Genomic DNA, 12,805 nt, shown 5'->3' on the forward strand with positions numbered 1-12,805 from the left:
GAGCCGTGCGCTAAAAGTTGGCATTAATGCAGGCTTGGATTGCCTTGCTATTTAAGAGTAGTCGACGGTATTTTTTTTGCCAGTTTTTAGCAAATTATGCTGTTGAAGTGAGTCGCTGCAAATGTTAAGTCTTTCTTTTGATGGGGAATGCGTTTGCGCGAGAGATTATGCCATTATTCAAGTTCTGCTCTATGTATCTCTAACGCTTAATGCTAGGGGGCGGTGTTTGCTATGTTGGCGAGTGGCGTCGAGGCGTGAAAAGCGGGGTTATTTGAACCCCGTATCTATTATAGATTAAAAAAGCACCGCCACTTGACGGTGCTTTTTTGCATGGCATTAGCGAAGGGGGATTGCGGTACCCCAGCTTTGCCACTTATCCGGCGCATTATCATTAAGCAAGTAATGCGTATTCGGTTGAGCCTGTGGTGCGAGCGGCGTAGTTGGTGGCGTTGCAAAGGCGATGCCGCCGCGAATAAATTGCTGGAATGTGCCCGTTTTGACCATTCCACCCGTTAACCCAAACTCTACGTTGTAGCCTGATGCCAGCCAGAATACTGAGTTTTCGCGTACCAGTTTTTGATATTTCTTACTGATACGCAGCGCTACATGCACACGGTCTGACATCGAACCCAAATATAGACCGGTCACGGTACCCACTTCGATGCCACGGAAAAGAACAGGAGTGCCAATTTGTAGCGATCCCGTTTCCGGCGCATCGACAATTACGCTCAGCCCATCCAGATAGCGTGAATCTGCGATAGAGGCCTGTTGTAGCTCGAAGGTACGCATGGTGCGACCATGGCCTGGTTCTAAGTTGATATAGGGCTGTAATAGCGTTTCTAAATTGCTGACGCCAGTGGCTGAAATCTCAGGCGTGACGATAGAGAAACGTGTTCCTTGGCGTGCAAAAGAGTCCACATATTCTGGATAGAGCACCGCTTTCGCTAACACTTCGTTGCGTTCGTTGGAGAGCTTTAGCGATTCAACCTGCCCAATATCAATGCCGAGATAGCGAATTGGCATGCCAGCAGAGAGTTTTGAAGCATCGTAAGTCCGCAGGGTGATCTGGCTACCAATGGCTCTGGCCGCTGTTTCTGAAGCATAGAGCTCAAGCTTCTGCCCTTTGGTAACGCTTACGCCTTCTATGTTGTCAAAGCTAACAGCGCCTTTGATTGCGCGATCCAGCGGGGAAGCCTGAATCGTCAAACCGCTGCCGTTAAGCTGGACTTTAGCTCCGCCTTCCGCCCAGAAAATAGTTTGCGGCGTCAGCAATTTTCGGTAAGCCGGTTGAATATATACATCGACTTCAAACTCATTGGATTTCGGCCGAACATCGACAATTTCACCAACTTGGAATTTGCGATACAGAACAACTGAACCTGCTTGAATGTCAGGTAAGGTGTCTGCGCGTAAAGTTAGGGTTGAAGGCGGAAGATTGCCGGTAATGCCTTGTTCCGCATGTTCGCTGTTTTGATAGAGCGGGTATTTATCTTTGGGTTCACCTTTGCTGCCCGGGATGACGCGAATACCGCCATCTAGCCATTCTTGTGCGCTTGCACCGAGCACTTGAACACCGTCAACGCCAAACTTAACGTCAAGGCGGCTGTTAACCACAAACTTACTGTCGCCGTGGATACGGCTGCGATACTGCGGTTCAATGGCAACGTCGAAGACAACCGCGTTATCTTTCAAAACGCGGCTAAGAACTTGGCCAATTTTAATCCCGTTCATGCTGATAGGCTGCCCAACGTCCACGCCATAGCTTTGCGATGCGCTGAGCGATAGCTTAAGGATATTGGGCTGTTGCAGCAGCGACTCGGCGCTTGGCAACACGGCGAAATGATTTTGCGGTTCACCTTCGCCAGGGAGCAGTTCAAATACGTTGCCTGTGAGGAGCTGGCTCAGTTTGGCATTATCCAAGCTGAGGCGAGGGCTGGTCATCTTGATGCGGGTTCCGCTGCGCATCAGATCGACGATGCTGGGGTCAATCGTTAATTCGCCACTGACTTTGCTGTCTTTCTCCAGCGTCATTTTGGTGAGCGTACCGACCTGTAACCCTTGATAGATAAGCGGCGTTCTGTCCGCAGTGAGGCCATCGCCATTTGGCAAATCCAAGCCGATGACAACGCCGCGCTGGCTGTGGGCCAGATCGGGATAGAGCGTGTAGTTGTGGTTGGCGACAGCCTGCTTGCCACCCTGCGGTGAGTCAAAGGCAATCGCACCATTCACTAATGCGGCCATGCTTTCCATCTGTACCGAAATGCCGTCTAAGGCAAAATCGCCTTTGAAACCAGAAACATTCCAGAAACGGCTGTTATCTTTCACCAAATTAGCAAAGCGCTTATCGATAAGCACATCGATGCTAACCCCTTGTTGGTTTTCAGCAATCGTAAAATCGTAGACTTTGCCTACCGGGATTTTACGGTAATAAACCAGTGAACCGGTGTTTAAAGATCCCAGATCGGGTGCAAACAAGTGGATCAGCAATTCACCGGTATTAAGGCGGAACTTAGGCTGAGTATCCAGCGCGACGAAATGTTGGCTAGGTTTGCCCGTACCCGGCATCATCCCAATATAGTTGCCGCCGACTAGCGCGTCTAATCCAGAGATCCCCGCCAGCGATGCTTTAGGCGTGACAAGCCAAAACTGGGTGCCATCACGCAGAGCGTCTTTCATATCGCTTTTAATGCTCACGCTGACTTCAATTTTATTGAGGTCATTGCTCAGCGCTATCTTTTGTACCGTTCCAACCTCAACACCTTGATAACGTACCGGCGTACGGCCAGCCACCAAGCCTGCCGCCGATTGGAAATCGATAATGACGGTATCTCCGCGCTCTTGCATCGTGGAATAAATCAGCCAACCTGCAATCAGAAGGGCGATAAAAGGTAATAACCAAAACGGTGAGATACGACGTTTACGTCGTAGCGTCGCGTTAGTCGGTGTATTCGGCGTTTCCTGTTGCATGAGCATCCCAAATCAGTCGGCTGTCTAACCATTCTACGGCAAGGATGGTTAGGAATACGGCGGCGCCAAAATAGAAGGCTGCCGGTCCCATAGTAAAAGAAAGTAGCTGGTCACGATTAACCAACGACATCATTAACGCGATGACAAAAAGATCGAGCATCGACCAGCGTCCAATCCACGTCACTAAGCGTAGTAGACGCATGCGTGTTTTTAGGCTGTGCTGGGTTTTAAATTGGATGCTGATCAACAAGAACAGCATCACGATCACCTTCGTGAAAGGAACTAAAATACTGGCAATAAATACGATTGCCGCAATAGGAATATTGCCCGACGTTGCTAAAGAAACCACGCCAGAAAAAATAGTGTCTTCCATCCGCACGCCGTTCACATACAAAATTGAAATCGGCAGCATGTTGGCGGGGAAGAGCATCACAATTGCGGCAATGAGCGCGGCCCATGTTTTTTGTAGGCTGTATGGCTGACGAGCATGCAGCGTCGTATGGCAGCGCGGGCAGCGGCCTCGTTCATCAGGCAGGCCTGTATAATGACAGGCACAGCAGAGTTTCATTTCATACGGTGACGTTTTGGGCTGAGTACGTGGATAGAAACGCTCCCACAGCTGATTCAAATTGAGATGAATCAACGTGACCAGCGTGAGCAGCGTCATCATCACGTAGGCAAAGAAAGCGTTCCCAACGTTGATATCAGCGTATTCCTGAACCTTTATACAGGCTACGCCCATGCCGATAAGATAGATATCGAGCATGATCCACTCTTTTAACCTGTCCAGCATCAATAACACCGGACGCAGATTCATCCCCAGTCTATGCCCGATCCGCAGATAGAGAATGGAGAGTGGAAGCGTTAGCGGGGCGCCTACGGTACAAAACGCCACCATGCTGGCCGTGACTGGATCGCCTTGGATCGCCATTTGCCAAATACCTTCAATCAGGCTGGCATAAATTGTGGTTCCCAGTAGGCGGATTTGAATCAGCGGTTCGTTTAAGGCAAACGGCATCAGTAGCAAAATTGCGATAGACAACGCTGTTAAGCGCGTCATGGACCAATCACGCCCAGAGCAGATTTTGGCACAGCAACGTGGGCAGTATGCGGTATGGTTTTTATCCAGTTCAGGGAGCTGGAAAACATAGTCGCATTCATGGCAACGTTTGATGTGCTGTTCGGGTAGCGCGGTTATTCGAGTGATATTCATTCAGAAACGCAAGATGGGTGGCGCAAGGGGGGAAAGTATCGCATTGATGGCCTTAAAACAGAATGGTTGTTATAAAAATGTAGGTCGAACTTGCGTAAAGATACAATGTGTAACGAGTTAAAGTGTAGTGATGTTGGATAGGCCTTGTGTGATAACGCATTTAATGCTTATTTTATGTGACGTATTCGAGCCTTATGGCTACCGCCCAGTAACAAGATAACGAGATTTACATGAGTAAAAAAGAGTTTTATACCGATCTAGCGCGTGATTTGGCTGCCCTAAGCAGCGGTGAATATAACTTTATCGCAACATTATCCAACGCGAGTGCGCTAATTTATGAGCGATTAGAAGATGTTAACTGGGTCGGATTCTATTTGGTTGATGGAAATACGTTGGTACTTGCGCCTTTCCAAGGAAAATTAGCCTGCGTGCGAATTCCTGTTGGTAAAGGTGTATGTGGTACTGCATTTGCCAAAAATGAGATCCAACGCGTTGCCGATGTGCACGCTTTTGCCGGTCATATTGCCTGTGATGCAGCCAGTAATGCTGAAATTGTGCTGCCTATTGAGGTGAATGGACAAGTTATTGGGGTTTTAGATATCGATAGCACAGTTTATGACCGATTCGATAAAGAAGACGAAAATGGTTTAAAATCAGTGGTTTCCGCTCTTTCTGAGCACTTAAAAGAGTGCGACAGCACAAAATTTGTGACATTTGCATAAGGTTGTCGTGCGTATGGCGTGGCTTTTGGCGGTAGCGCCATTATAATGTCGCCTGTTCATGCCATCGCTGGTTGGCAAACCCGTTGTAATCAGGAAATTTCATGGAAAATCAACCCAAGTTGAATAGTAGTAAAGAAGTCATTGCATTTTTAGCCCAGCGTTTCCCGCAGTGCTTTAGCGCAGAGGGCGAAGCACGTCCGTTGAAAATCGGTATCTTTCAGGATCTGGTTGAGCGGATGCAGGGAGATGAAAACGGACTGAGCAAGACTCAGCTACGTTCAGCGCTCCGTCTGTACACCTCAAGCTGGCGTTATCTGCACGGCGTGAAAGTGGGTGCGGAACGAGTCGATCTTGACGGTAATTCGTGTGGTGTGCTGGAAGAGCAGCATGTGGAACACGCTCGTCAACAGTTAGAAGAAGCCAAAGCGCGAGTTCAAGCACAACGTGCAGAACAGCAGGCGAAAAAACGTGAGGCAGGGGAAACGACTGAGAATCGTCGCCCACGTCCAGCGGGTAAAAAACCTGCTGCACGCCGTACCGATGCTGCCAACGGCGATAAAGAAGCGCGTAAACCACGCACTCCTCGCCCACAACAGGATCGCACGCCTCGCGCGAACACAGAATCAGCTAAACCGCGTGCTGTACCGGTAACTGACATTACTAAACTGACCGTAGGTCAGGGCGTAAAAGTCAGCGCAGGTAAAAGTGCGATGGACGCTTCCGTATTGGAAATCACCAAAGATGGTGTACGCGTTCAGCTTTCTAACGGTCTGGCGATGATTGTGCGCGCAGAACACTTGCAGTTCTGATACGGAGGCCAGCCAAGGCATGAACAAATTTTTCAGGGTATCAGCGATAGCCCTGGCGTTATTCGCTGGTGCCAGCTTTGCGGCTGATAATGTTGCTTACAACATTAATCAGTTACCGCAGTTGCGCCAAGAGCCGCAGCACGCGACCGTCAGTGAACGGGTGACGTCACGTTTTACGCGCTCTCATTATCGTCAGTTCGATTTGAACGACGATTTTTCTAAAAAGATCTTTGCTCGCTACCTCAATATGTTGGACTACAACCATAATGTGTTGTTGGCCTCTGACGTTGCGCAGTTCAAAGACCGTGAGACGGCGCTGGATGATGAGTTAAAATCCGGCCAATTAGATACCGCCTATGCGCTGTTTAATTTGGCACAAAAACGTCGCTTCGAACGCTACGAATATGCACTTTCCTTGCTGAAATCCCCGATGACTTTCGACGGCAACGACACCATTGATGTCGACCGTAGTAAATCACCGTGGCCAACCAGCACGGAAGAGTTGAACAAGCTTTGGGAAGCCAAAGTTAAATACGATGAATTGAACCTGAAACTGGCCGGTAAAGATTGGCCAGAGATTCAAAAGATCCTGACCAAACGCTACCAGTTTGCGATTAAACGCCTTACGCAAAGCAAAAGCGAAGACGTTTTCCAACTGTTCATGAATGCGTTTGCGCACGAGATTGATCCCCATACCAACTATCTGTCTCCGCGTAACACCGAGCAGTTCAATACCGAAATGAGCCTGTCTCTGGAAGGTATTGGCGCTGTGCTTCAGCAGACCGAAGACGATTACACCCAGATTAACTCGATGGTTGCCGGTGGACCTGCGGCGAAGAGTAAATCTCTCAAGGTTGGCGATCGCATCGTTGGCGTTGGGCAGCCGGGTAAACCGATGGTGGATGTGATTGGCTGGCGTCTTGATGATGTGGTTGAGCTGATCAAAGGGCCAAAAGGCAGCAAAGTTCGATTGGAAATTCTGCCAGCAGGTAAGGGCACCAAAACACGCACTATCACGTTAACTCGTGAACGGATCCGCTTGGAAGATCGCGCGGTGAAAATGAGCGTGAAAACCGTTGATGGCAAGAAAGTCGGGGTTCTGGATATTCCTGGCTTCTACGTCGGTCTAACCGATGACGTCAAAGTACAGCTGCAGAAGCTGGAAAAACAGAACGTGAGCAGCGTGATTATCGATCTGCGCAGCAACGGCGGCGGTGCGTTAACCGAAGCGGTATCGCTTTCTGGCCTGTTTATTCCTAGCGGCCCTGTGGTTCAGGTACGTGATAATAACGGTAAAATTCGTGAAGATGCGGATACCGACGGCGTTGTTTACTACAAAGGCCCGCTGGTGGTTCTGGTCGATCGCTTCAGTGCGTCAGCCTCAGAAATCTTTGCAGCAGCTATGCAGGATTACGATCGTGCTCTGATTGTAGGTGAACCAACCTTCGGTAAAGGTACCGTGCAGCAGTATCGTTCGGTAAACCGTATTTACGATCAGATGCTGCGCCCTGAGTGGCCGGAGCTGGGCTCGGTTCAGTACACGATTCAGAAGTTCTATCGCATTAATGGTGGTAGCACGCAGCGCAAAGGCGTGACGCCGGATATTATTATGCCGACGGGGCTGGAATCGATTGATACCGGCGAAAGCTTTGAAGACAACGCCTTGCCTTGGGATAGCATCAAAGCAGCTACCTACGATAAAGCAGGTGACGTGCAGAAGTTTGATCCGGTGCTGTTAGCCGATCACAACCAGCGCATCGCGTCGAATCCTGAGTTCCAATACATTGAGCAAGACATCGCTCACTATAAGGCACTCAAAGATCGTAAAAATATCGTCTCTCTTAACTATGCTCAGCGCGAGAAAGAGAATAAAGATGATGACGCAACGCGCCTGAAACGCATTAATGAACGCCTGAAAGTTGCGGGTAAAAAGCCAATTAAATCACTTGATGATTTGCCAAAAGATTATCAAGAGCCCGATCCTTACTTGGATGAAACGGTAAAAATTGCGCTTGATCTTGCTCAGCAAATGCAGGGCAGCTCAAAATAAGCGAGCACGGTAACAGTAAAAAGAGCGAGAAATCGCTCTTTTTTTATGCCTGAAGTTTTAGCTGAACGGTGACTAATTAGTCAATTATGTGATTTTTAGTACGTCAAATTGTAAAGTTATGTTTCTTTAGTGTGTTATTGCTTAACACCACTTGAATCCCGCGCAGATGGCCTTACGATCTATACACTAAATCATTCGAGTTGCATGAAAGCGGCAAACAGTTGTTGTCAACAAACAATAGTTGTTAGCGCTTCTGCAACTTGAAGTAAAACGAGTATATGCATCGCATAATGCGTGCTCCATAAATGAGGATTAATAAATAACATGATGCGTATCGCTTTGTTCCTGCTAACCAACCTGGCTGTCATGCTGGTGTTTGGTGTGGTGTTAAGCCTGACAGGGATCCAGTCCAGCAGCGTGCAAGGGCTGATGGTGATGGCACTGCTGTTCGGCTTTGGTGGTTCTATTGTTTCGTTGTTGATGTCTAAGTGGATGGCCTTGCGTTCGGTTGGGGGAGAAGTTATCGAGCAACCGCGCAATGAGACTGAACGTTGGTTGGTTGAAACCGTTCGTCGTCAGTCTCAGCAGGCAGGTATTGATATGCCGCAGGTGGCGATCTACCACGCACCGGATATGAACGCATTCGCAACGGGCGCACGTCGTAATGCGTCACTGGTCGCGGTGAGCACCGGTTTACTGCAAAACATGAGCCGTGATGAAGCTGAAGCCGTGCTTGCGCATGAAATCAGCCACGTTGCCAATGGCGACATGGTCACCATGACGCTGGTTCAGGGCGTGGTGAACACCTTCGTTATCTTTATCTCGCGCCTGATCGCTCAGGTGGCTGCTGGATTCTTGTCAGGCAACCGTGATGAAGGCGAAAACAGCAGCGGCAACCCAATGATTTACTTTGCGGTATCCATGGTCTTGGAAATCGTGTTCGGTATTTTGGCGAGCATTATTACTATGTGGTTCTCACGCTATCGCGAATTCCGTGCAGATGCGGGCTCGGCTAATTTAGTGGGGCGTGAAAAAATGATTGCCGCGCTGCAACGCTTGAAAACCAGCTATGAGCCGCAGGAAGAAGGGAGCATGATGGCATTTTGCATCAATGGTCGTAATAAATCATTTAGCGAACTGTTCCTGTCACATCCGCCGTTAGATAAGCGTATTGAAGCCTTACGTACTGGCCAATATCTGAAATAATTCAGATTTGCCACCGATGGCAGAAGTAGCACGTTACAAACAAAAAGGAGCCTTTTGGGCTCCTTTTTACTATCCGATAACCATCAAATATTACCGCGCTACGCGCAGGCCACCTTCGGCTCCGCGAGGAGAAAACACCACTTGCCATAGCTGGATATCTCGAGCGCGGAAAGCCCCCGCGCACGCATTGAGATAATAGCTAAACATGCGGAAGAAGCGTTGAGAATAGTTATGCTCGATCTTCGGCCAATTCTGCACGAAGCGTTCATACCAAGCCATTAACGTGCGGTCGTAATCAGCCCCAATATTGTGCCAGTCTTCCATCACGAATTTACCTTCACTGGTGGTTGCAATGTGCTTAATTGAAGGGAGGCAGCCATTAGGGAAGATATATTTATTGATCCAAGGATCTACATTCATATTGGTTTCGTTTGCGCCAATGGTATGCAGTAAGAAAAGCCCATCAGGCTTTAAATTACGCGCCACCACGTTGAAGTAGGTTTGATAGTTCTTTGGCCCAACATGCTCGAACATGCCCACTGACACAATGCGATCGTACTGTGAGTTAAGGTCACGATAGTCTTGTAGCAAAATTTGCACGTCTAAATCTTTACAACGTTCCTGCGCCATTTTCTGTTGTTCTGCTGAAATGGTGACGCCGTGAACGGATACGCCGTAGTTCTTGGCAGCATAAGCCGCCAAACCGCCCCAGCCACAGCCGATATCCAGTAAGGTCATCCCAGGCCGCAGTTGAAGTTTTTCACAGATCAGTTTTAGCTTAGCCTCCTGAGCCTGCTTTAGCGTCGTCGCATCTTTCCAGTAGGCACAGGAATATTGCATGTAGGGATCAAGCATTAGGCTGAATAGGTCATTGCCTAAGTCGTAATGTTCTTTGCCGACGATCCAAGCACGTTTTTTCGACTGAAGATTGGTAAGACGCGCCGCGGCGACACGCAAGGTGTCTTTGATGTGGTGTGGCAGCTGGTTTTCAAGCCCAGCTCGAAGCACCTTCTGAAAGAAAATATCTAAGCGGTCGCACTCCCACCAGCCGTCCATATAGCTCTCACCGAGACCGAGCGAACCTTCTTGTAAAACGCGTTTGAAAAAGTGTGGATTTTTAACGCGAATATCAAAAGGGCGCGAGCCATTAACCTCGATGTCTGCCGACTGCAACATTTCACTGGCAATTCGATACCATTGACTGTTTTGCACGCTTAGATCTTCTATACACGATGAACTCATAGTTTCTCCATGAACCAAATTCTTCATAAAACTGACCTGCTAGAGAGCGTTGGCAATCTAAAGGCGCACGAGTACCAACGGATAATCCGCGGTGTTTAACCCGACTTAGAAAAATGGAAAACTGAGGAAACCCATGCGTTTAGCAGGGACTCATCCTTAAGTAAAAATGTGATGTGCTCCGCACATCGGAAAGTAAAAGTTACTTGCTAGCAGAATAATTGTAGAAGCAACCTTCGCAGTATAGGACGCAGCGGTGACAGACTCAAGTATGAATCTGCACCGCTGCTCAATGGTTTAGGTTAAAGGAGACAAAAATAAATTAATGCTGTGACAGGTGTTTTTTGCTGGATTCACTTGCCGTTAGTGATTCGGCCGTTAATTTCTTTGTGACGCCGTCACTTTTAAGCCAATAGCCGATCGCGACTAATACCACCGTGCCCGCCATGATGGCGGTTGTAGCCAGTAACGCAGATTCGACAAAAATGGATACCAGAAGGCTTGCCAAGAAGCAGACGCCTAACTGTAACGTGTTCTGCAAGGCGGCCGCTTTACCACTATTTTCTGGGAATGGGGTTAATGCATTGGCAACCACGATAGGGTAAATCGCTCCGTTGGCCATGGCCATAATGCAGAAAGGAACTAACAGCGCAAAGAGTCCCGGTGAGCTCAGCAGCGCCATCGCGAACATTCCAACCATGCTCAGGCTATAGACCACGAGAAGCCAAGGCAGCATCAAGTTTCCGCCAATGCGGCTCAGCAGCGCACGACAGCCATAGCCGCCAATCAAGAATGCGATAGTCTGTGGCACATAGCTTAGGCCAATGTCATTCGGGCCATAGCCCATATCGCCTAAAATGAACGGTGAACCGGTGAGCCAGGCGAAGAAACCGGCAGAGCACGCGGCAAAGATCATCACGTTGCCAGAGAAAATGTTTGAGCGCATCAGTTGGAAAAAGCTGATGTTCTCTTTCGGTTGGTTTTCTGTGGGTTTCCGGCGCTCATCTTTAAGCATGAGAGTTGGGATTAACAGCAGCAAAGAGATACCAAATAGCACGGCAAAGATGGCCTGCCACTCCAAATGGTTGAGCAACCACGCACCTAATAGCGGAGCCAGGGCTGGGGACAATGCCACCAGCGGCATGATGGTGGCGAACACACGATTGGCAACGCCTTTGCTGTAGCGATCGATAACCAATGCTTGCCACGTCACGGCGGCAGAACACACCCCAATCGCCTGCACAAAGCGCAGCACGAGCAGTTCAGTGGTGGTATCCACCCACAGCATGCCTAAGCAGCCAAGGCTAAACAGGGTTAAGCCCATGGCTAAAACCGGCTTACGGCCAATACGATCGGACAGAGGTCCCCAAACCAGCTGTGCGAAGGCAAAACCGGCGAGGAAAATACTGAGGCTTGCGCTGATGGCACCCGCGGAAGCATTGAGATCCTGCTGCATCGCACCAAAAGCAGGAAGATACATATCAGTGGCCAGATATCCCAGCATGCTCAATCCGGCCAGATAGAACATGAAAAATGATGAAGTTCGCATTATTTTGACTCGTTATATATTTGTTGCAGAATGAATGTGTGACGCGTGGAGTGTAGCGATCTCTCTAATTACTTGTGAAACGCTAATATTTGCTATTATGGATGAAAATTTTTGAAAGCAAGAAAAGTGAGGTAGCGCACATGTGGTCGGAATACTCATTAGAGGTTGTTGATGCGGTTGCTAGGACAGGAAGTTTTAGCGCAGCAGCGCAAGAACTGCACCGTGTGCCGTCTGCCGTGAGTTACACGGTACGTCAATTGGAAACTTGGCTGGCGGTGTCACTGTTTGAACGACGTCATCGAGATGTTGAACTCACCGAAGCTGGCGCATTTTTTGTTGAAGAAGCGCGAGCTATTATCAAAAAAATGAATTCCACCCGTCGTCAATGCCAGCAGGTGGCAAATGGTTGGCGTGGGCAGCTAAATGTTGCAGTCGATCGCATCGTAAATCCCCGTAGAAGCCGCCAACTGGTGGTTGATTTCTACCGCCATTTCCCCGATATGGAATTAATGATCCACCCAGAGGTATTCAACGGCGTATGGGATGCATTAGTTGCCGGACGCGTAGAGGTGGCCATCGGGGCGACGCGTGCGGTTCCTGCCGGAGGGCGCTTTTCTTTCCGTGATATGGGATTTCTTCGCTGGCATTGTTTGGTGAGCCCCGATCACCCGCTGGCAAAACTGGAAGGCGAGTTAAGCGACGACAAAATTCGTCCTTTTCCCGCCTTGTGCATTGAAGACACCTCCCGAGATCTGCCTAAACGCGATACATGGCTATTAGATAACCAGCGCCGCCTAGTGGTGCCTGATTGGCAATCCGCCTGTGATTGTCTAGAGAATGGACTTTGCGTTGGCCTGATGCCTGCACACATGGCGGAACCACTGGTGCATTTGGGTAAGCTGAAGATCTTGCAATTGGCTCAGCCGTTTCCTGATAGCGCTTGTTGTGTCACTTGGGAAGACCACACCCGTTCACCGGCCATTGATTGGTTACTGGATTACTTAGGTGATACTGAAACGATGAATCAAGAGTGGCTTAGCCCCGAATAGG

At 49.0% G+C, this 12,805-nt stretch carries 9 protein-coding genes; 5 read left to right on the plus strand and 4 right to left on the minus strand.

Translation table 11 applies throughout. From position 1 onward, the window contains the following. Positions 1 to 336 precede the first annotated feature (336 nt). Both RSC70_RS05260 and yebS read right to left on the minus strand, forming a co-directional pair. The gene (locus RSC70_RS05260) at positions 337 to 2,967 is read right to left on the minus strand and encodes a PqiB family protein (RefSeq protein WP_332541918.1); all 2,631 of its coding nucleotides are present in this window, start codon (positions 2,965 to 2,967) and stop codon (positions 337 to 339) included. After that, a complete protein-coding gene (yebS, locus tag RSC70_RS05265) occupies positions 2,936 to 4,180 on the minus strand; it encodes a membrane integrity lipid transport subunit YebS (RefSeq protein ID WP_332541919.1) in 1,245 nt (414 codons plus the stop codon). The genes RSC70_RS05260 and yebS overlap by 32 nt, the downstream gene beginning before the upstream one ends. Before the next feature lie 230 nt (positions 4,181 to 4,410). On the opposite strand from yebS, the gene RSC70_RS05270 reads away from it, so the two are divergent. The 4 genes from RSC70_RS05270 to htpX all read left to right on the plus strand — a co-directional run bounded on the left by RSC70_RS05270 (position 4,411) and on the right by htpX (position 8,967). Continuing rightward, positions 4,411 to 4,902 (plus strand): GAF domain-containing protein, encoded by a 492-nt coding sequence (locus RSC70_RS05270; protein WP_043493284.1) that lies wholly within the window; start codon positions 4,411 to 4,413, stop codon positions 4,900 to 4,902. Between the two features lie 101 nt (positions 4,903 to 5,003). Continuing rightward, positions 5,004 to 5,711, plus strand: a complete 708-nt coding sequence (gene proQ / locus RSC70_RS05275; protein WP_025801078.1) for an RNA chaperone ProQ — start codon at positions 5,004 to 5,006, stop codon at positions 5,709 to 5,711. A gap of 19 nt (positions 5,712 to 5,730) precedes the next feature. Further along, on the plus strand, positions 5,731 to 7,761 hold the full coding sequence (gene prc, locus RSC70_RS05280) for a carboxy terminal-processing peptidase (protein WP_103009744.1): 2,031 nt from the start codon (positions 5,731 to 5,733) through the stop codon (positions 7,759 to 7,761). A 324-nt stretch (positions 7,762 to 8,085) separates the two neighbouring features. Continuing rightward, positions 8,086 to 8,967 carry a protease HtpX gene (gene htpX, locus RSC70_RS05285; protein ID WP_130999171.1) on the plus strand — a complete coding sequence of 294 codons (882 nt, stop codon included), beginning with the start codon at positions 8,086 to 8,088 and terminating at the stop codon, positions 8,965 to 8,967. 90 nt (positions 8,968 to 9,057) lie between these two features. Here the strand turns inward: htpX and cfa are convergent, their stop codons facing one another. Beyond that, a complete protein-coding gene (cfa, locus tag RSC70_RS05290; RefSeq protein ID WP_040044889.1) occupies positions 9,058 to 10,209 on the minus strand; it encodes a cyclopropane fatty acyl phospholipid synthase in 1,152 nt (383 codons plus the stop codon). 319 nt (positions 10,210 to 10,528) lie between these two features. Beyond that, entirely contained in the window at positions 10,529 to 11,755 is a 1,227-nt protein-coding gene (gene punC, locus RSC70_RS05295) for a purine nucleoside transporter PunC (RefSeq protein WP_332541922.1), read from the minus strand. 140 nt (positions 11,756 to 11,895) lie between these two features. On the opposite strand from punC, the gene punR reads away from it, so the two are divergent. Beyond that, the gene (punR, locus tag RSC70_RS05300) at positions 11,896 to 12,804 is read left to right on the plus strand and encodes a DNA-binding transcriptional activator PunR (protein WP_332541923.1); all 909 of its coding nucleotides are present in this window, start codon (positions 11,896 to 11,898) and stop codon (positions 12,802 to 12,804) included. Position 12,805: the final 1 nt, after the last annotated feature.

Source organism: Hafnia sp., from assembly GCF_036648275.1.
Classification (GTDB): domain Bacteria; phylum Pseudomonadota; class Gammaproteobacteria; order Enterobacterales; family Enterobacteriaceae; genus Hafnia; species Hafnia alvei.